Genomic DNA, 18,807 nt, shown 5'->3' on the forward strand with positions numbered 1-18,807 from the left:
CGCCCCTGCCGGTTACCCGGCAGGGGCGTTTTTTTGCCAGAACGATCAGCGACAGCGTTTCATGACTGACTCATGGCCGGCTTTCAATCACTGCCCTCAATCGCGGCTGTTCAGTCACGATACAGGTCGATGCTCGGGCAGGAGCAGATCAACTGACGATCGCCGTGCACGTTGTCGACCCGGTTGACCGCCGGCCACTGCTTGGCGGCCTTGACGTGCTCGCTGGGGAAGGCACCGATCTCGCGGGAGTAGCTGCGCGTCCACTCGGCGTCCATCAGGTCGGCCTGGGTGTGCGGCGCGTGCACCAGCGGGTTGTCTTCCAGGGTCCACTCGCCTTGCTCGACACGGGTGATCTCGGCGCGAATCGCGATCATCGCTTCACAGAAACGGTCGATCTCGTAGAGCGACTCGGACTCGGTGGGCTCGACCATCAGCGTGCCCGCCACCGGGAACGACATGGTCGGCGCGTGGAAGCCATAGTCGATCAGACGCTTGGCGATGTCTTCCTCGCTGATGCCGGAAGCGGTCTTCAGCGGGCGGATGTCGATGATGCACTCATGCGCCACGGTGCCGTTCTTGCCGCGATAGAGCACCGGATAGTGCCCATCGAGACGCGTGGCGATGTAGTTGGCGTTGAGGATCGCAAGCTCGGTGGCTTCGCGCAGCCCCTGCGCGCCCATCATCTTGATGTAGGCCCAGGAGATCGGCAGGATCGCCGCGGAACCGAAGGCGGCGGCCGAGACGGCGGTGCATTCCGGCTTCACGCCTTCCAGCGGGGTGACCACGTGGTTGGAGACGAAGGGTGCCAGGTGTGACTTGACGCCGATCGGGCCCATGCCCGGGCCGCCACCACCGTGGGGAATGCAGAAGGTCTTGTGCAGGTTGAGGTGCGAGACATCGCCGCCGAAGTCTCCCGGACGGCAGATGCCGACCTGGGCATTCATGTTGGCGCCGTCGATGTAGACCTGACCGCCGTGATCGTGGACGACCTGACAGGCCTCGCGCACGGTTTCCTCGAACACGCCGTGGGTGGACGGATAGGTGATCATGATCGCGGACAGCTTGTCACTGTGCTGCTCGGCCTTGGCGCGCAGGTCGGCGATATCGATGTTGCCGTTGGCGTCACACTCGACCACCACCACCTTCATGGCGGCCATCGCGGCGGAGGCCGGGTTGGTGCCGTGGGCGGAGCTGGGGATCAGGCAGATGTCGCGCGCGCCTTCGCCGATGGAGGCCTGGTAGCGACGGATCGCGACCAGCCCCGCGTATTCGCCCTGGGCGCCGGAGTTCGGTTGCATGGAGATGGCGTCGTAGCCGGTGATCTCGACCAGGAAGGCCGACAGCTCATCGATCATCTGCTTGTAGCCGACGACCTGATCCGAGGGTGCGAAGGGATGGACGTTGGCGAACTCCGGCCAGGTGACCGGGATCATCTCGGTGGTCGCGTTCAGCTTCATGGTGCAGCTGCCCAACGGAATCATCGCGTGGGTCAGTGACAGGTCCTTGTTCTCCAGACGCTTCAGATAGCGCAGCATCTCGGTTTCCGAGTGGTAGCGGCTGAAGGTCGGATGGGTCAGGAAGTCGCTGTCACGCTGGCAGGCCGCCGGGATGGCGCTTGCGCCCTTGGCCAGCAGGTCCTGGTCCAGCGCGGCGACGGACAGGCCATGCTCCTCGCCGAGCAGCACGTCGAACAGCACGCTGACATCAGCGGCAGTGGTGGTCTCGTCGAGGTTGATGGTGATGCGGCCGTCGCCGTGGTGGCGTAGGTTGATCTCATGGGTCAGCTCGCGACCGTGGATCTTGCCTTCATCCACGCCGGTCACGGTGATGGCATCGAACCAGCTGTCGTGGGCCAGTGCCATGCCGCAGCGCGTGACGCCCTCGGCGAGAATGCTGGTCAGGCGATGCACGCGGGTGGCGATGCGCTTGAGGCCTTCGGCACCGTGATAGACGGCGTAGAAGCCGGCGATGTTGGCCAGCAGCGCCTGGGCGGTGCAGATGTTGGACGTGGCTTTCTCGCGGCGGATGTGCTGCTCGCGGGTCTGCATCGCCATGCGCAGCGCCGGATTGCCGCGTGAGTCCTTGGAGACACCGATGATGCGGCCCGGGATGGAGCGCTTGAGCTTGTCGGTGGTAGCGAAGAAGGCGGCGTGCGGGCCGCCGAAGCCCATCGGCACGCCGAAGCGCTGGGAGGTACCGACGACGATGTCGGCGCCGAGACTGCCCGGCGACTTGAGCAGCACCAGGCTCAGCAGGTCGGCGGCCACCACGGTCATGGCGCCATTGGCGCGCGCGGCGTCCAGCAGCGGTGCGAGGTCGCGCACCTGGCCGGTGTTGCCCGGGTACTGGAAGAGGGCGCCGAAGATGTCGTGCTCGCCGACGTTCTCGGCGGCATCGATGACCAGCTCGAAGCCGAAGTAGTCGGCACGCGTGCGCATGACGTCCAGGGTCTGCGGCAGGACATCATCGGCGATGAAGAAGCGATTGCTCTTGTTCTTCTTGTTGCCGCGCTGACACAGCGCCATGGCTTCGGCCGCGGCGGTGGCTTCATCCAGCAGGCTGGCATTGGCCAGCTCCATGCCGGCCAGGTCCATCACCGCCTGCTGGAAGTTGAGCAGCCCTTCGAGACGGCCCTGGGCGATTTCCGGCTGATACGGCGTATAGGCGGTATACCAGCCCGGATTTTCCAGCACGTTGCGCTGGATGACCGCCGGCAGGTGGGTGTTGTGGTAACCCTGGCCGATATAGGTCTTGAAGACCTTGTTCTGACGCGCGAGGCGCTTCAGGTAGTCCAGTGCTTCGGATTCCGTGCGTGGCCCTTCGAGATCCAGCTCACGGCCCAGAAGAATGGCGGTGGGCACCGTGCGGTCGATCAGTGTCTCGATGCTGTCTTCACCCAGTGTCGCCAGCATGCGTGTGACATTGGCAGCGGTCGGGCCATTGTGACGGGAGATGAAATCGTCGTGTCCGGCCAGCTGGGCCAGGGTAAGCGTCTCGTGAGCCATGCAAGGAATCCTGTGCTGCAACGGGGACCGCAAGTGACAGTCCGCGGGAGGAACATCACCGTGCCAGCAAGAAGGCTGCGGGCAGGGCGTCGGGAATCATGGGGGCATCGACATCACTGCCGAGCATGCTGCAGTTGTTTCATTCCCTGCGCGACCTTCAGGGGTGGTCGAGTCAGGGGTGTCGTGCCATCGAAACGGGGCGGCGCAGTCACGATGGTGGCTGAGCGCGAGTGCGGCTTATGCGAGCACGGAAAGGCGCTGAAACCTCCTGCCCAGAGCGTCTGCGGCATGGACAGGAGGTTGACGGCGATCAGGCTTCGCTTTCGACCAGCTGAGAATAGGCATCAGCGTCGAGCAGCTTGTCGAGTTCGGCGCTGTCAGCGACCTTCATCTTCAGAATCCAGGCATCGTCATAGGGGCTTTCGTTGACGGATTCCGGCGCGTCTTCGAGGCTCTCGTTGACGGCGATGACTTCACCGGCCAGCGGCGCGTACAGATCAGAGGCCGCCTTGACGGACTCGATGACCCCGAATTCTTCTTCCAGCGCCAGCTCACGGCCGACTTCCGGCAGTTCGACGAAGACGACATCGCCCAGCGCTTCCTGGGCGTGGTCGGTGATCCCGATGGTCACGGTGCCATCACCGTTGTCCTGAACCCACTCGTGACTCTCGGTGTACTTCAGCGTGGCGGGAATATTGCTCATGAGTGTTTTCCTATGTGAAAAGATTTTCTGATTCAGGGAATCGGTACGTCATTATGCCCCAAGGTCCCGGCGTGTGGCAGTGGCAGACTGCCGCGTGGTGCTACGACTTTGGGCGTGTGTTGCTGACGGCCGTACCTCTATCGTGGTCTGTCACTCTTCGGGCGTCCAGTGTCTTGCGTGGTTCACTCATGAAGCCCGCCATCACGGGCCTGCCTGGCCCATTGCCGTCCATCGCTGGCCATCCCGCCCGGCGCCTTGCCAGCTCACAGTGACACTTCGCGTGAAGCTGTGTATCTCGCAGCAGCGCGGGAGATCGGTCGCGCCAGTGGGCGGGGAAGTCCGGGTCACGGTTGCGAGGCGCTCTAACTCGCGTTATGGTGCCGAGTGTTTCTTATCGGAAACTTGTTTCCATGTTGTGTCGTGAAGAGTCGGCTGTCAATGCCTGATGCGTTCAAGCAGACCGAACTTGATGAGAGCGCATGTAGAGTGCTGAAGGCTCGAGTGAGTCTTCAGCTGAGCGTTGCCACGCCATGCATGCGGCCAGGCATTCGGCTCGGCTTGTCTGTGAGGCTTTTTTCAACAGCCTCGAGAGTACCAGGCACAGGATCTGCTGCCAGAAGACACGATGAGGCGATGAAACATACGGGTTGACGCAGTCTCATCGTACTTTTTACGCAATGATTGCCTCACCTGCCAGCGTAAAGCCCTGTTGGGCTAGTGAAGTGAGATAGCTTCCGCTAATGTGAGCTGTCCCAACGGTGAAAATGCCGTGGGAGGCTCGTCGCGGGTCGATCACCCACCTGGGGATGGCACCGCCACGAGTCACTGCGCATCGTGTGATAACAACAATTCAGCGGAGGAAATCTGCGTGGAAATGATCAGTTCCGTCTTTAGTGCCATCAATGGCGTCGTCTGGGGCCCATTGATGCTGATCCTGTTGCTCGGGGTCGGTTTCTATCTTCAGGCAGGCCTGAAGGGCATGCCGCTTCGCAAGTTGGGTACCGGCTTCAAGCTGTTGTGGAATGGTCGTGCGCCGGGCAAGGATGGCGACGGCGAGATTTCTCCTTTCAATGCCCTGATGACGTCGCTGTCGGCGACCATCGGTACCGGCAACATCGCAGGCGTGGCAACCGCCATCGCGCTGGGTGGCCCGGGGGCGATCTTCTGGATGTGGATCACCGCGCTGGTCGGCATGGCGACCAAGTACGCCGAGGCCGTGTGTGCCGTGCGTTATCGTGAAGTCGATGACACCGGCAACCATGTCGGTGGTCCGATGTACTACATCCGCAACGGCCTGGGCGCCAAGTGGGGCTGGCTGGGCGGCGCCTTCGCCTTCTTCGGTTGCTTCGCGGCCTTCGGCATCGGCAATACCGTGCAGTCCAACTCGGTCGCGGATGCGCTGGAAACGTCCTTCGCCATCCCGCACTGGGTCTCCGGTCTGGTGATGATGGTGCTGGCCGGCGCCGTGATTCTCGGCGGCATCAAGCGCATCTCCAGCGTGGCGGGCAAGCTGGTGCCGTTCATGGCCATCGCCTACTTCCTGGCCGGCATCATCATCCTGGTGATCAACGCCGACCAGATCGGCCATGCCTTCGGCCTCATCTTCACCTATGCCTTCAATCCGGTCGCGGCGACCGGTGGCTTTGCCGGGGCAGCGGTGATGGCCGCCATCCGCTTCGGTGTGGCGCGCGGTATCTTTTCCAATGAAGCTGGCCTGGGCAGTGCGCCCATCGCCCACGCGGCGGCGCAGACCAAGAATCCGGTGCGGCAGGGTCTGGTCGCGATGCTGGGAACCTTCATCGATACCATCATCATCTGCACCATCACCGCTCTGGCCATCATCACTTCCGGCCTGTGGTCTTCCGGGGAAACCGGCGCGGCCCTGACCTCGATGTCCTTCGATCAGGCGCTGCCGGGGGTGGGCAACCACCTGGTGGCCATCGCGCTGGCAGTCTTCGCCTTCACCACCATTCTTGGCTGGTCCTTCTATGGTGAGAAGTGCTTCCAGTACCTGTTCGGCACGCGTGCCATCATGCTGTATCGCATCGTGTTCGTGATCGCGATTCCGCTGGGCGCAATGGCCAAGTTGGATCTCATCTGGCTGATGGCGGACACCTTCAATGCCTTGATGGCGATCCCGAACCTGATCGGCCTGGCGCTGCTGTCGCCGGTGGTCTTCAAGCTGACGCGTGATTATTTTGATGGCAAGGAAGTGCTGGCTGGCGAAGATCGCTGAACGATGCTGATGACTCGCCTGGCCCTGCCGTGCCACTGACAGCCTTCTGCATCGCTCGGGTCCTCTGGCCTGGGCGGTGCTGGCGCAGGGTGTTCTGTTCAAGTCGGCAGTGCTCTTGAAAGCAGTGCCCTGATAGCAGTGTTCATGACAACAAGCCTCCAGAGATCGTGTGCCGTTCGGGTGCCATCTCTGAGAGTCATCGCAAGCCAACCTGGAGAATGACGATGTCCGATTCCGCCGCTGTCACCGGTCTCAAGCAGACCGCGCTTCATGACCTGCACGTCGAGCAGGGAGCGAAGATGGTCGAGTTTGCAGGCTATTCCATGCCCGTCCAGTATCCGCTGGGCGTCAAGAAGGAGCACGAGCATACGCGTGCCAAGGCGGGGCTGTTCGATGTCTCGCACATGGGGCAGTTGATCCTGCGGGGCGAGAATGTGCAGGCGGCGCTGGAGGCCTTGGTGCCGACGGATATCATCGACCTGCCGGTGGGCATGCAGCGCTATGGCCTGCTGACCTCCGACACTGGCGGTATCCTGGATGACCTGATGATCGTCAATGGCGGTGATCACCTCTACGTGGTGGTGAACGCTGCCTGCAAGGATCAGGACATCGCGCATCTGCGGGTCGGCCTGCCGATAGAGATCGAGCTTGAAGTGCTGGATGACCGGGCGCTGCTCGCGCTGCAGGGGCCGCTGGCTCACGCGGTGATGCAGCGTCTGTCGCCCGAGGCCTGCGAGCTGACCTTCATGCATCATGCCCATGTCACCATCGAGGGCATCGAGTGTTGGGTCAGTCGCAGCGGGTATACTGGCGAGGATGGTTTCGAGATCTCCGTGCCCGATGCCGACGCGGAGCGCTTCGCGCGTCTGTTGCTGGCGATGGAGGAGGTGGAGTTCATCGGTCTTGGCGCGCGGGATTCACTGCGTCTCGAGGCGGGGCTGTGCCTGTACGGTCACGATCTCGATACCACCACCTCACCGGTGGAGGGCAGCCTGATCTGGGCGCTGGGCAAGGTGCGCCGCCAGGGCGGTGAGCGTGAAGGCGGCTTCCCGGGAGCCGATGTCATCCTGACCCAGATCGCCAACAAGGATCATACCCGCAAGCGGGTGGGGCTGGTCGCCCAGGGGCGCGCGCCTATCCGCGAGGGGGCTGAGCTCCATGATGCTCAGGGCAACCGTATCGGTGTGGTGACCTCCGGCAGCTTCGGGCCGACCTATGGCAAGCCGGTGGCGATGGGCTACGTGAGCATCGCTCACAGCGCGCTCGAGACCGAAGTGTTTGCCGATGTGCGTGGCAAGCGTCTGCCGATGACGGTGACGAAGATGCCGTTCGTCGAGCAGCGCTACTATCGGGGTTGAGCGCGCCGTGGCCAGGTGAACCACAGTCAGGCTCGCACCGAGGCGTGACGACCCGTCGCTGGTAGAAGCGCCTTGAAGAGATGCGAAAAGGAAGAGAAACGACAAAGGGACTGCCCAGGCAGTCCCTTTTTCATGTCTGGCAGTCTGGCATACGAGCGAGTGCGATACTCATGCAGCGTGCACGAACGCCAGACGCAGAAAAGCCCGCCGAAGCGGGCTTTTCTGTCGGAGGAGGGGTTAGCCTCCTCCAGCTAAAATCAAAGCTTAGTCGATCAGCTTGATGTTAGCGGCCTGGAGGCCTTTCTTGCCCTGGGTGACGTCGAAGGAAACCTTCTGACCGTCTTGCAGAGACTTGAAGCCTTCAGCCTGGATTTCGGAGAAGTGTGCGAACAGGTCGTCACCGTTGTCGTCCGGAGAAATGAAGCCGAAACCTTTGGTGTCGTTGAACCACTTGACTGTGCCAGTTGCCATGATCGTAATTCCTTACTGATGATATTGCCGGGAGTTACCCGATAAACGTGGGTAAAACAAGGAGGATATACACCAGGTACCGAAGTGCTTCGATCACGACTGACGATATTCGACTTGCTAACCAACGAGAGCAATACTGCGCTGCTCGGGCGGCAAGGTCAAATGAAATATCAAAAACTTATCCTTTTGCCTGATAATAGTGCGCACAATTCGCCCGCAAAGCCGTGCCAATAGCGCTGAGAATTTCGCCACACCTAGGGCAAGGAGTCCGCTTGTTTTTTATCCCGTTATCTTGGTGTGAGCGATGACAGCTGTAGGAAAAAGACCATAGTGCGGCTTTGCTTGTATAAGGGGTTGAATGGCGCAAAGCCCCGTATGGCGGGCGATGGACACAAAAAAGCCGGCAGCGATGGCAGCGCTGCCGGCGGATGGCGTCGAAGCCATCAAGGCTCTCGGAGAGAGGATGTGATGCGCCCATCACATCATGAGAGATTTTCCTCAAAAGAGTCGGCAAAAATCCGTGGGATGCCGGGGCCGTGTTTTGCCACCCTCGAGCGCAATTGTTGCGTGAGTCAAAAGTGGCTCGAAGGTCAAAAGCGGCGCGAGGGTGGCCAGTGCCCGGGGGCAGAAGGCGCCTCAGGCGTCCAGCTGCATTTCCGGCACGTGTTCCGGGACGACCAGCTTGCCTGCGGTCAGGCGCTCGATTTCCTCGACGCTCACGCCTGGCGCGCGCTCCAGCAGGTGGAAGGCACCATCCTTGATCTCAAGGAAGGCGAGGTCCGTCAGCACGCGACGGATGCAGCCGGCTCCGGTCAGCGGCAGTTCGCACTGGCTGAGCAGCTTGGATTCGCCGTGCTTGGAGGCGTGGGTCATGGTGCAGATGATGTTCTCGGCACCGGCGACCAGGTCCATGGCACCGCCCATGCCCTTGACCAGCTTGCCCGGAATCATCCAGCTGGCGATATTGCCGTTCACATCCACCTCGAAGGCGCCGAGCACCGTAAGGTCGACGTGGCCGCCACGGATCATGGCGAAGGATTCGGCCGAATCGAAGATGGCGGCGCCATCGATGGCGGTCACGGTTTCCTTGCCGGCATTGATCATGTCGGCGTCGACTTCGTCTTCATAGGGGTAGCGGCCCATGCCGAGCAAGCCATTTTCAGACTGCAGCATCACCTCGATGCCGTCGGGGATATAGTTGGCCACCAGTGTCGGGATGCCGATCCCCAGATTGACGTAGGAGCCGTCCTGGATTTCCTGTGCCACTCGCTGGGCCATCTGTTCGCGTGTCAAAGCCATGATTGTTTCCTTGTCTTGGGTGCCATCAACCATGAGGCACTGTGCCGTGTCGTGAAGGCGGTCGAGAAAGTTCGCCGTGGGGCCTGTGGCCCTGATGGCGGCGATTCATGCCGGCGGAGCCCTGGGCTCAACGCGAGCGGACGGTGCGTTTCTCGATGCGCTTCTCGAAGTTGCCCTTGATGACGCGATCCACATAGATGCCGGGCGTGTGGATGTCGGCGGGGTCCAGTTCCCCCGGCTCGACCAGCTCTTCGACTTCGACCACGGTGATCTTGCCGGCGGTGGCGGCCAGCGGGTTGAAATTACGCGCGGTATGGCGGTAGACGACATTGCCGTAGCGGTCGGCCTTCCAAGCCTTGACGATGGCGAAGTCGCCCTTGATGGACTCTTCCAGAATGTAGGGGCGGCCATCGAACTCGCGTACTTCCTTGCCTTCGCCGATCGGTGTGCCGTAACCGGTGGCGGTGAAGAAGGCGGGGATACCGGCGCCGGCAGCACGCATCTTCTCGGCCAGCGTGCCTTGGGGAGTGAGGATCACTTCCAGATCGCCGTCGAGCAGCTGCTTCTCGAACAGCGCATTCTCGCCGACGTAGGAGGCGATCATGGTCTTGATCTGACGGTCTTCCAGCAGGATGCCGAGCCCGAAGCCATCGATGCCGCAGTTGTTGGATACCACGGTGAGGTCCTTGGCGCCGAGGCGCTTGATCTCTGCAATCAGGTTCTCCGGGATACCACACAGGCCGAAGCCACCGGCGATTACCGTCATGCCATCTTCGAGGCCTGCCATGGCCTCCGCGTAGCTGGTCACCACCTTGTTGAATCCTGCCATGCGAATCTCCTTGAGTATCCAAGCTGTTGTTGTCGGGATGTCTTCATCATTGCCGACAATCCTGAGTCTGTATATATTTAATAAGTTTGTTTTTTCTATTCATTGATCAGTTTTTGATAAGAATTGATCTGCTGTTTCTCGCGCCTGCTCGCGAGGAAAAAGTCCGCCAAACCCCATGCTGGCGGGGCTGACGCGGCAGTGGAGTGTGATGGCCTGAACTGTGCGGGCAGTCATGTGAGAGCTTCGTGGCTGTCATCTATGACCAATGGCCTAGATGCCCTGCGAGTGCCTGCCCTGCGAGCGCCAGACGACGAACTGCGCCACATCACCTTTGTGACATCTCTTGAAGCCACCCCGGGGCAGGACACGACATGACTCTGAAACAGCTGAAGGCCTTCGTGGCCGTGGCGCGCACGTTGTCCTTCGCCGAGGCGGGCACGCTGGTACATCTCTCGCAGCCGGCCCTGTCGTTGGCGGTCAAGAATCTGGAGGAGTCGCTGGGCGGGCGCCTGTTTCAGCGCTCGACCCGACAGGTCAGCCTGACGCCGGAAGGGCGCGCCTTCTTCCCGCTGGCCAGGCGTCTGCTGTCGGACTGGGAGCATGCCGAGGATGAGATGCGCCAGCGCTTCAGTCTCGGGCGCGGCCGCGTGGCCCTGGCCGCGATGCCGACCTTCGCCGGCAATCTGCTGCCCGGGGTACTGGCCGATTTTCGCCGCCAATATCCGGAGATCACCATCGAAGTAAATGACGTCATCGCCGAAGAGGTGGTCGAGCGGGTCACCGATGGCCGCGTCGAGCTGGGGATCTGCTTCGACCCTGGCGTGCGCCAGGATCTGGTGTTCGAGCTGCTGTTCGAGGACCGCTATGTGGCGATCATTCCCCCCGGCCACGCCTTGCTGGCAGAGGCGCCGACCTCCATCGAGTGGTCACTGCTGCTCAAGGAAGACTTCATCACGCTGCAGCGGCCCTCGGGGGTGCGCCGCATGCTCGAGAAACGCCTCGAGGATGCAGGCATGGCGCTGCATGTCGCCTTCGAGACCCACCAGCTGGTCACCTGCGGGCGCATGGTGGCGGAAGGCCTGGGCGTCAGCGCGGTGCCGGCGATGAGCGCGGCGCAGATGAGTGCGCTGGGCTGTCAGTGCCTGCCGCTGACAGGCCCCGAGATTCAGCAGCGGGTCGGGGTGATCCGTCGCGGCCGCCATGAGCTGTCGGTGGCGGTACAGGCGATGCTGGAGACCCTGCGCGCGCGTTATCCGTCGGCGGACTGACTCCGGGGCGCAGTGACGCTGGAAGGGACAACAAAAAGGGACAACAAAGAAGGGGTTAGAGCAGGAAGAGGGCAAGAGGAGAGCAAGAGGAGAGCGGGAAGAGAGAGCAGAGAGCAACAAGAAAGATGACCTCAGCGCGAGGGCGTCAGCAGCTGGCGATAGGTCAGGCTGATGCGCAGTCCCTCCAGCTTGCGCGGCGGCAGCGCATGATGGAGGCGGTCCTGACAGCCACGGCCCATCACCAGCAGTGAGCCGTGCGGCAGCCACAGATTGAATGCCGGCGTATCGGCATAGGAGCTGCGCGGATGGCCCTTGAAGCGCAGGGGCCGTTCTCGTCCCAGCGAGATGGCGAGCACGATCGGGCGAGTGCCCAGCTCCGGCTCATTGTCGCTGTGCCAGCCCATGCGGTCGGCGCCATCGGCGTAGCGATTGGCCAGCAGGCTGTTGAAGTGCTCAGTGATCTCGGGTTCGCTGCGCCCCAGGGCATCACGTTGCGGGCTGAGCTCGTGATTGATGGCATGACGCGACAGCTCGCCCAGCCGCCAGGCGGTCATGTGCCAGGGGTTGGGTTCGAACAGACTGCCGGAGTAGCGATAGCGGGCGCCGACATCGCCCATCCACACCTGACGGCGTGGGATCGGGTGTGTCTTGCCATGCACGCTCAGGCTGGGGCGCTGCCAGTCGAGATCGCCCTCCAGGGTGACGAGGGCCTGATCGGCCTGCAGTGGCGTCAGGGCGCGCGGCTTGAGATACAGCGGATGCAGGGGGTGGCGGTACCAGCCGTGCGCAAGATCGAGCCAGTCATCGGGCAGCTCGCGCGGGCGAGCTGCCAGGACCGGACCATCCGCCGCCGTCTGGTGCGCAGTCCTATCAGTGGCGGACGTCGAATCAGAGGGGGTGAGGGCGGCGAAGAGGTCGTCGCCAGCAGAAGGAGTCGTCATGCGGCGAGAGTGCCAGAGCCGCGTCAGGTTGGGCAAGTGGCTCTCGATTCGCGCCGACCCCGGGCTGACGCATGCCTCACAGGCGTCAGGTCGTGAGCAGCGCCTCGAAGGTAAGAATGGCCACCTCGGCAAGGCCCAGCCCCAGCAGCGCCCCGGCCAGTACATCACTGACGTAATGCAGGCCGAGGATCACCCGGGAAAGTGCGATCAGCAGCGCCAGTGGCGTGACGAGGATGGCAAGCTCCGGCAGCTGTTGAGTGGTCAGGCTGGCGAACAGGGCAGCATGCAGGGTGTGACCGCTGGGAAAGCTGTAACGGTCCAGCGGCGGCATGGTGCAGTTGATGGTGTTGAAGGTGATGAACGGACGTTCCCGACACAGTCGCGTCTTGAGCGCCCGGTAGAGCAGTGCCCCGGCGCCGGCCGTGAGGCCAAATTCCAGAAATAGCCAGCCGCCCATGGCGTGATGCAGCGGCAGGCTCAGTGTCAGCAGCACCCATATCGGCCAGTCGCCCAGGCGCGAGACGATACGAAACAAGGTGAGTATCGGTCGGAACAGCGCCAGGCGCGCGACCTGGCGACACAGGCGCCACTCCAGAAGATCCAGTCGCTCAAAGACGGGAAGGCTGCGATCGTGCATCGGGCTTCTCCTCGGCGTGACGCAGGCAGGTCAGAAAGCCCTCGGCGATGCGGCTCCAGCCCAATGGTTCGACGCGCACGCGGGCGGCGCGTCCCAGTCTGGCGATGCGGGCCGGCCGCTGGCAGGCCTCCACCGCCTGTTCAATGAAGCGCTCCGGCTGACTGCAGGGCGCCAGCAGGCCCTGGTGATCATCGCGGATCACCTCGGCGGCCGCCGCGTAATCGAAGGCGATCACGGCCAGTCCGCTGGCCATGGCTTCCAGCACCACGTTGCCGAAGGTCTCCGACAGTGACGGGAAGACGAACAGGTCGGCACTGGCGTAATGGGCGGCCAGCGCTTCACCGGTCTGGAAGCCGGCGAAGATCGCCTCGGGCAGACGCTGTTCCAGGCGCTCGCGCAGTGGGCCGTCTCCCACCAGCACTAGGGCAAGGTCTGGCTGCACGGCCAGCATGGCCTCATAGGTGCGGATCAGCAGCTCGATGTTCTTCTCGGCGGCCAGGCGTCCTACATGCAGTGCGACGGGTTGCTGTGAGCTGACGCCCCATGACTTGCGCAATGCGTCGCTGCGATGACTGGGCGAGAAGCGCTGGCAGTCCAGGCCGCGTCCCACCACCTGAACATGCTCGAAACCTTGCTGCATCAGGCTGTCTGCCTGGGTGCGCGTCGGTACCAGCGTCATGTTGGCGGCATTGTGGAAGCGGCGCAGGCCGCGCCGCACCAGCGGGCGAAGCGCCTTGAGCCGGTAATGGGTGCTGTATTGATCGAAATTGGTATGAAAGCCCGCGACCACCGGCAGGCCCAGACGGCGGGCGACCATCAGTGCGCTGATGCCCAGCGGGCCTTCGGTGGCGATATAGACGACGGAAGGGCGATGCTCGCGCCACATGCGCATCAGGCGCTGCGGCGCCGGCACGCCGACCTGCACGGTGTCATATCCGGGCAGGCGGAAGCCGCGTACCTGAAGTTCCTGCTGGACACGCGGCTCCAGGCTGCCATCTCGGGTGGCGGGACGAATGAGTTGGAGCTCACAGCCGCGTGCGATGAGTTGATCGCACAGATGACTCAAGGTATGAGCCACGCCATTGATCTCCGGATGCCAGGTTTCACTGACGAAGGCAATGCGCTCCATGACGTCTCCCTAGATGACTATTGTGGTCATTATCGAGAGAGGGAGTGACGGCGGCATAACAGGCAGGTGACGAAGCGATGACACACCTTCAACCCCTCACAGCTCAAAGGTATGAGGGTTGTCTCATGAATCGTCAAGCAAGGACGACAGTCGCCGGCGAGGCACCGGCGCTGTCGTCATCTGGCGGGTCTTGAAGGGCTGGCGCCATGTCGGGCTGGCGCCGTGAAGCAACGCTGCTTCAGCGTTTCTCGAGAATCTCGCGCGGGTCGATCGGCTTGCCCCCGTGGCGCACGTCGAACAGCAATTCATGCTGACCGTCGTTGCCGCGTGCGACGCGACATAGCGGCGTGCCCGGAGTGACCTGCTGACCCACCTTGACCAGGATCTCGCCGCACTGGGCCAGCACGCTCTGCAGGTTGCCGGAGTGGTGCAGGATGACCACGTTGCCCAGTTGGCGCATGGAGTCGGCGAAGCGCACTTCGCCCCGCGCCGGTGCACTGGCGATGCCGCTGGCGGCGGTACGAATCTGCATGGGCGCCAGCTGGCCATTGCCGTTGGTGCCGAATTCACGCGTCACGCTGCCGGCGGCAGGCCAGCGCCATGATTGGCTCGGCTTCTGCAGCGGGCCGGGGTCCGGGCGTGCGACCAGGCTGCCACCGCTGGCGCGAGCGGCCGGGGCGCTGCGGCTCGGGCCACCGTTGAGCGGCACCGAGATCAGCATGCCGACATCCAGATCATTGGGATCCTTGCCGGGATTGGCGGCCTGAATGCGCTGCGGGCTGGCACCGAAATAGCGGCCAACCTTGGAGTAGGTATCGCCGGGGCGCAGCTGATAGCGATACGGGCCGCCTGAGGGGGCTCGCTCACGCGCAGTGGGCACCAGGATGCGCTGACCGACCTTGAGGTCACGAATCTTGACGCCCGGATTGAAGCGCGTGAGGCGCAGCAGGGGAATGTCGGCATCGCGCGCGATCTGCCCCAGGGTATCGCCCTTCTGGATGGTGACCCACTGGCCGGCCGGCGAGCCGGAATAGCTGCCGGTCGCGCAGCCGCTCAGCCACAGGCCGAGGCAGACCAGCGCCAGCCAGCGCAGCACGAGGCCGACCCGCTGCAGAAGTGGACGGTTCACGTCAGGTCCGGCCTGCGCTCGTGCCGTGAAGCCCGCGGCATTCAGGCCGTATTCAGTGTTCATCAATGTCATTCCCTGCACGTGACAGTCGGGCATCCTTGTCCTTCCAGACCTGATTGAGCCATTGCTGGAAGCGCTCGCGATAGGCGGCGTCCGCATGATAGTTGCCGTCGAGCATCCAGGGCTCCAGCGGCCGCTGAGTGATGACGAGCGTGATGTCGCCCCCGTGACCGCACAGGAACTGCCAGAAACTGGCATCGGCATGCCGGTAATCGAGGGTGGCGTCCAGAATACCCGAAAGTCGATCGCCAAGCGTGTTGATCACCTGGGCACTGCCGCCGGCACGCGGCTTGAGCAGGTGCTGGAAAGGGCTCTGCTGCTGGCGGTGCTTGGCGGGCGTGAAGCGAGTGCCTTCCACGAAGTTGAAGATCGCCATCGGTGCCTGTCGCGAGCGCTCACACATTCGTCGCGTCGCTTCGCGATCACGTTCGGCGAGTCGCGGATTGCTGGCCAGTTTCTGCTGGCTGTAACGGCGCATGAACGGGAACTCCAATGCCCACCAGGCAAGGCCGATCACCGGCACCCAGATGAGCTCCTGCTTGAGGAAGAACTTGGGCATCGGCGTGCGGCGATGCAGGGCGTACTGGAGAACGAAGATGTCAGTCCAGCTGCGGTGATTGGCGATCACCAGCCACCAGCGACGCCGGGCAGATCCATCGCGCAGCGATGGCGGCACGTGGATGTCCCAGCGCGGACGCAGCACATGGCGAATCCACAGGTTGTTGGTGCCGATCCAGCCCATGGCGAGACGGTTGAGCCCCTCCAGCATGTACAACTGCAGGCGACGCGATGGCGTGATCAGCTTGAGTGCTGCCAGCAGGTATAGCGGCAGCGCCCAGCACAGGGTATTGATGATCAGAAAGACAAGGCTGATGACACCTCTGATACTCGACATGCATGACTCCTTCATCAGGTGGCGCCATCGTAATTCACCCAGGAGTGGAAGCCCACCCCGCTTGCGTGAGGGATGGCAACCCTGCGTTGCACGAAGCGAACGCCCCTCAGGTCGAATGGCGGGGCGCACGCAGCTGTGATGAGATGCATCGCCGGTCATGTGACGGGTCGGTGCAAGGGAAAGGTCGTGGCAGGACTCACGCTCAAGTCACGCCGGGCACCGTCAATCATCGCCGCCGCTGCGCGGCGATATCTCAGGGAGTGAGAGTGGCATGTGGTTGCAGGGACTGTTGATCGGGCTGGCGCTGGCCGCCTTCGTGTTGATTGCCATCGAGGATGTGATCCATCTCAACAAGGCCAAGACGACCTTGTTGCTGGGCACCTTCAGCTGGTTGCTGCTGTTCATCTTCGGCCCCGCGGCCCTGGCGGTGGATGATGTCACCGAGGCCTTGAACGAGAACCTGCTCGAGATCGCCACCTTGTGGCTGTTTCTGATGGCGGCGATGACCTTCGTGGCCTTCCTCAATGCCAAGGGGCTGATCGCCAATCTGATCTACCGCCTGCTGCCGAAGCGTATCGGGGAGCGCGGCCTGCTGTACCTGACGGGGCTGTTTGCCTTCGCCTTTTCATCGCTGGCCGACAACATTACCGCGACGCTGGTATCGCTGACCCTGGTGCTGTCGCTGGGCCTGGCGCCGAAGAAGACGCTGCGCTTTGCGGTGCTGGCGGTATTTGCCGTCAATTCCGGCGGCGTGGCGCTGATCACCGGGGATGTGACCACACTGATGATCTTCCTGGCGGGCAAGGTGCGCATCAGTGAGTTGATGCTGCTGGCGCTACCGTCCTTCCTCAGCGTGATGCTGCTGGCGACGCTGCTGCTGCCCGGGCTGGGAGGTGAGGTGAATCTGGTGCGCGAGCCGCGCGAGACCCGGCGTCTTGATCGTCTCATCGCCTGGCTGTTTCTGGCCACCATCCTGTCGACCCTCGGACTCAACGTGCTGTTTGGTGTGCCGCCGCTGCTGACCTTCCTGTTCGGGATGTCGTTGATGTTTCTGCTCGGGCATGTCGCCGAACGGCGCAGCGACAGCGAAGAGCGCCGCATACTTGATTACATTCGTATTATCGAATTCGATACATTGCTATTCTTCCTCGGGATCCTGCTGATGGTCGGGGCGCTCAAGGAAGCGCGTCTGCTGGAAGGCCTGGCACAGCTCTATGCCCTGATGCCGGCGATGCAGGCCAATTATCTGGTCGGGCTGCTCTCGGCGCTGGTGGACAACGTGCCGCTGACCGCCGCAGTGCTCAAGGCCGATGTCAGCATGAACGATGCCGAATGGCTGGCGCTGACCTATGCCGCAGGCGTGGGTGGCTCACTGCTGGTAATTGGTTCCGCCGCCGGGGTGATCGCGCTTTCCAAGGTGCGCGAGGTGAGCTTCATGAGTTATCTGCGCTTCTTCCCGGCGTTGTTGCTGGCCTACAGCGTGGGCTATCTGGGGGCATACTGGCTGGGCGGGCAGATCACGAACACGCCAGTGACATTGGCGCTGTCGTCTCTGGGCTGAAGTGGGGTTGCTGGGTGGGCTCACTACGGCCACAGCCGCTGCGACAGCGGCCGTCTGATGCACTGTCAGATGCACGGCCAGATACGTGGTCGGGAGGGGAATTGGCACTGTTTGCGGTCGACTGATCATTTTTTGATCAATCTGTCTGCGCTCGCCTGATCTCGATGGCGATACCTGGATGTACAGAGATTCTTCACAGCTTTTTCCACAGCTTCTGTTGATAACCTGTCTGCGACGTTAGGTTTAGAGGCTCAGGCACAAGGCGCAGGCGTGGCGGGGGAGAGCGACGGGGGAAAGCGGCGAATCGTGCGGCGATGACATCACGAGATGATGCCATGAAGAGTGATGGCAGGAAGGGGAGCGTGAAGGATGATGTCAAGAAGAGGGAGGGCTTGAAAGGTCCTGCCATCCTCTGAAGACAAGAGCCCCCTGCGCATGCGCAGGGGGCTGAATGCGACTCATCTCATTGCACAGTGCTGTCAGGAGGCCATCACGCGCTGAGCTGGCACAGCGTATGTTCCGGCAGCAGTTGTTCTGCAGGACGCTGTTTTCCTTCTTGCTGAGTCGTCACCGGTGCCGTCGCCAGCAGGGCGATGCCGCCCAGCACCACCATATGCTCATCACCGTCCGCGAACACCATGCGCTGGGCGTGGGCCGGGTAGTAGTGATACTGCAGCTTGGGATTGATAGGCAGTACCGCATGATGGCGCCCGGTCTGCGGTGCCATGCCGTAGGCCAGCATGCCTTCGCAGACCGCTTCCAGCGTTTCGCCAAGCTCTTCGGCATTGAAGCCGACATGGTGCAGGCGCGGCCCCATCACGGAGAGCCAGGCAGCCAGCGGGTTGGCCTCGAGCAGGCGCTCGAAGGTCGGCCAGTCCGGCATGTCCCACGGACGGCAGGGCGCGAGCAGGTTCTGTCCCTTGCAGTCATCACGATGACTCTGACTGATCAGGCGCTTGAGCAGGTCGCGGTGCATCGGCGGCAGGCTGTTGGCCTGCAGTTCCGCCAGCATGACGGCAGCGCCACCGTCCGGGGGAAGCAGCAGATCGACCAGCAGGCCGCGGTCGGCCATGGCGTACTGTTTCACGCGGCGATAGCCCTGGTGATACAGGCTGGGGAGTAGTTTCTCGCTTCTGAAAGGCCCCTGATTCAGCGTCAGGAACATCAGATATTCGGGGTTGATGCTGTCTGGCCAGATATCCAGCGCCCCGATGTCGGGATGGCGGTGGACGAAGTCCAGCCATAGCTGCTGTTGGAATTCCTTGCGTTGCATGATGCCTCCTTGA

The 18,807-nt window shown here is 62.5% G+C and carries 15 protein-coding genes; 4 read left to right on the forward strand and 11 right to left on the reverse strand.

The window, feature by feature from the left end; all coding sequences use genetic code 11:
* Window positions 1–110: 110 nt before the first annotated feature.
* The gene (gene gcvP, locus CDPAHKCJ_RS09285) at window positions 111–3,005 is read right to left on the reverse strand and encodes an aminomethyl-transferring glycine dehydrogenase (protein WP_166019525.1); all 2,895 of its coding nucleotides are present in this window, start codon (window positions 3,003–3,005) and stop codon (window positions 111–113) included.
* Window positions 3,006–3,315: 310 nt separating this feature from the next.
* A complete protein-coding gene (gene gcvH / locus CDPAHKCJ_RS09290; protein ID WP_043334495.1) occupies window positions 3,316–3,708 on the reverse strand; it encodes a glycine cleavage system protein GcvH in 393 nt (130 codons plus the stop codon).
* Window positions 3,709–4,576: 868 nt separating this feature from the next.
* Between gcvH and CDPAHKCJ_RS09295 the strand changes: the two genes are divergently transcribed.
* Together CDPAHKCJ_RS09295 and gcvT are read left to right on the forward strand one after the other, a co-directional pair.
* Window positions 4,577–5,944 carry a sodium:alanine symporter family protein gene (locus tag CDPAHKCJ_RS09295; protein ID WP_166019526.1) on the forward strand — a complete coding sequence of 456 codons (1,368 nt, stop codon included), beginning with the start codon at window positions 4,577–4,579 and terminating at the stop codon, window positions 5,942–5,944.
* A 224-nt stretch (window positions 5,945–6,168) separates the two neighbouring features.
* Entirely contained in the window at window positions 6,169–7,302 is a 1,134-nt protein-coding gene (gene gcvT, locus CDPAHKCJ_RS09300) for a glycine cleavage system aminomethyltransferase GcvT (RefSeq protein WP_166019527.1), read from the forward strand.
* Between the two features lie 264 nt (window positions 7,303–7,566).
* Here the strand turns inward: gcvT and CDPAHKCJ_RS09305 are convergent, their stop codons facing one another.
* The 3 genes from CDPAHKCJ_RS09305 to CDPAHKCJ_RS09315 form a co-directional block, all read right to left on the reverse strand.
* Complete coding sequence (locus CDPAHKCJ_RS09305; protein WP_043334489.1) at window positions 7,567–7,773, reverse strand: cold-shock protein; 207 nt, start codon at window positions 7,771–7,773, stop codon at window positions 7,567–7,569.
* Window positions 7,774–8,409: 636 nt separating this feature from the next.
* The gene (locus tag CDPAHKCJ_RS09310; protein WP_166019528.1) at window positions 8,410–9,072 is read right to left on the reverse strand and encodes a 3-oxoacid CoA-transferase subunit B; all 663 of its coding nucleotides are present in this window, start codon (window positions 9,070–9,072) and stop codon (window positions 8,410–8,412) included.
* A 127-nt stretch (window positions 9,073–9,199) separates the two neighbouring features.
* Window positions 9,200–9,901, reverse strand: a complete 702-nt coding sequence (locus CDPAHKCJ_RS09315; protein ID WP_166019529.1) for a CoA transferase subunit A — start codon at window positions 9,899–9,901, stop codon at window positions 9,200–9,202.
* 371 nt (window positions 9,902–10,272) lie between these two features.
* Here CDPAHKCJ_RS09315 and CDPAHKCJ_RS09320 point away from each other — a divergent pair, with 371 nt between their 5' ends.
* On the forward strand, window positions 10,273–11,169 hold the full coding sequence (locus tag CDPAHKCJ_RS09320) for a LysR family transcriptional regulator (RefSeq protein ID WP_166019530.1): 897 nt from the start codon (window positions 10,273–10,275) through the stop codon (window positions 11,167–11,169).
* A 131-nt stretch (window positions 11,170–11,300) separates the two neighbouring features.
* Here the strand turns inward: CDPAHKCJ_RS09320 and CDPAHKCJ_RS09325 are convergent, their stop codons facing one another.
* The 5 genes from CDPAHKCJ_RS09325 to CDPAHKCJ_RS09345 all read right to left on the reverse strand — a co-directional run bounded on the left by CDPAHKCJ_RS09325 (window position 11,301) and on the right by CDPAHKCJ_RS09345 (window position 15,960).
* Window positions 11,301–12,110, reverse strand: a complete 810-nt coding sequence (locus CDPAHKCJ_RS09325) for an alpha-ketoglutarate-dependent dioxygenase AlkB (RefSeq protein WP_166019531.1) — start codon at window positions 12,108–12,110, stop codon at window positions 11,301–11,303.
* A gap of 85 nt (window positions 12,111–12,195) precedes the next feature.
* Window positions 12,196–12,747 carry a phosphatase PAP2 family protein gene (locus CDPAHKCJ_RS09330; protein ID WP_166019532.1) on the reverse strand — a complete coding sequence of 184 codons (552 nt, stop codon included), beginning with the start codon at window positions 12,745–12,747 and terminating at the stop codon, window positions 12,196–12,198.
* Window positions 12,719–13,876: a glycosyltransferase family 1 protein gene (locus CDPAHKCJ_RS09335; protein ID WP_166019533.1), complete on the reverse strand. Its 1,158-nt coding sequence runs from the start codon at window positions 13,874–13,876 to the stop codon at window positions 12,719–12,721. Before CDPAHKCJ_RS09335 ends, CDPAHKCJ_RS09330 begins: the two co-directional genes overlap by 29 nt.
* A gap of 238 nt (window positions 13,877–14,114) precedes the next feature.
* Window positions 14,115–15,068 (reverse strand): LysM peptidoglycan-binding domain-containing protein, encoded by a 954-nt coding sequence (locus CDPAHKCJ_RS09340; protein WP_166019534.1) that lies wholly within the window; start codon window positions 15,066–15,068, stop codon window positions 14,115–14,117.
* A complete protein-coding gene (locus tag CDPAHKCJ_RS09345) occupies window positions 15,058–15,960 on the reverse strand; it encodes an acyltransferase (RefSeq protein ID WP_166019535.1) in 903 nt (300 codons plus the stop codon). Before CDPAHKCJ_RS09345 ends, CDPAHKCJ_RS09340 begins: the two co-directional genes overlap by 11 nt.
* A gap of 271 nt (window positions 15,961–16,231) precedes the next feature.
* Here CDPAHKCJ_RS09345 and nhaD point away from each other — a divergent pair, with 271 nt between their 5' ends.
* A complete protein-coding gene (nhaD, locus tag CDPAHKCJ_RS09350) occupies window positions 16,232–17,521 on the forward strand; it encodes a sodium:proton antiporter NhaD (RefSeq protein ID WP_166019536.1) in 1,290 nt (429 codons plus the stop codon).
* Between the two features lie 490 nt (window positions 17,522–18,011).
* On the opposite strand, the gene CDPAHKCJ_RS09355 is transcribed toward nhaD, so the two are convergent.
* Entirely contained in the window at window positions 18,012–18,794 is a 783-nt protein-coding gene (locus CDPAHKCJ_RS09355; protein WP_043335032.1) for a DUF1338 family protein, read from the reverse strand.
* Window positions 18,795–18,807: the final 13 nt, after the last annotated feature.

The sequence above is a fragment of the Cobetia sp. MB87 genome, assembly GCF_011319755.1.
Lineage (GTDB): Bacteria > Pseudomonadota > Gammaproteobacteria > Pseudomonadales > Halomonadaceae > Cobetia.

What these genes read in the sequence shown, in the direction of transcription:
- gcvP (WP_166019525.1), bottom strand. Translation starts at nt 3,005, where the DNA reads ATGGCTCACGAGACGCTTACCCTGGCCCAGCTGGCCGGACACGACGAT.
- gcvH (WP_043334495.1), bottom strand. Translation starts at nt 3,708, where the DNA reads ATGAGCAATATTCCCGCCACGCTGAAGTACACCGAGAGTCACGAGTGG.
- gcvT (WP_166019527.1), top strand. Translation starts at nt 6,169, where the DNA reads ATGTCCGATTCCGCCGCTGTCACCGGTCTCAAGCAGACCGCGCTTCAT.
- CDPAHKCJ_RS09305 (WP_043334489.1), bottom strand. Translation starts at nt 7,773, where the DNA reads ATGGCAACTGGCACAGTCAAGTGGTTCAACGACACCAAAGGTTTCGGC.
- CDPAHKCJ_RS09310 (WP_166019528.1), bottom strand. Translation starts at nt 9,072, where the DNA reads ATGGCTTTGACACGCGAACAGATGGCCCAGCGAGTGGCACAGGAAATC.
- CDPAHKCJ_RS09315 (WP_166019529.1), bottom strand. Translation starts at nt 9,901, where the DNA reads ATGGCAGGATTCAACAAGGTGGTGACCAGCTACGCGGAGGCCATGGCA.
- CDPAHKCJ_RS09320 (WP_166019530.1), top strand. Translation starts at nt 10,273, where the DNA reads ATGACTCTGAAACAGCTGAAGGCCTTCGTGGCCGTGGCGCGCACGTTG.
- CDPAHKCJ_RS09325 (WP_166019531.1), bottom strand. Translation starts at nt 12,110, where the DNA reads ATGACGACTCCTTCTGCTGGCGACGACCTCTTCGCCGCCCTCACCCCC.
- CDPAHKCJ_RS09330 (WP_166019532.1), bottom strand. Translation starts at nt 12,747, where the DNA reads ATGCACGATCGCAGCCTTCCCGTCTTTGAGCGACTGGATCTTCTGGAG.
- CDPAHKCJ_RS09335 (WP_166019533.1), bottom strand. Translation starts at nt 13,876, where the DNA reads ATGGAGCGCATTGCCTTCGTCAGTGAAACCTGGCATCCGGAGATCAAT.
- CDPAHKCJ_RS09340 (WP_166019534.1), bottom strand. Translation starts at nt 15,068, where the DNA reads ATGAACACTGAATACGGCCTGAATGCCGCGGGCTTCACGGCACGAGCG.
- CDPAHKCJ_RS09345 (WP_166019535.1), bottom strand. Translation starts at nt 15,960, where the DNA reads ATGTCGAGTATCAGAGGTGTCATCAGCCTTGTCTTTCTGATCATCAAT.
- nhaD (WP_166019536.1), top strand. Translation starts at nt 16,232, where the DNA reads ATGTGGTTGCAGGGACTGTTGATCGGGCTGGCGCTGGCCGCCTTCGTG.
- CDPAHKCJ_RS09355 (WP_043335032.1), bottom strand. Translation starts at nt 18,794, where the DNA reads ATGCAACGCAAGGAATTCCAACAGCAGCTATGGCTGGACTTCGTCCAC.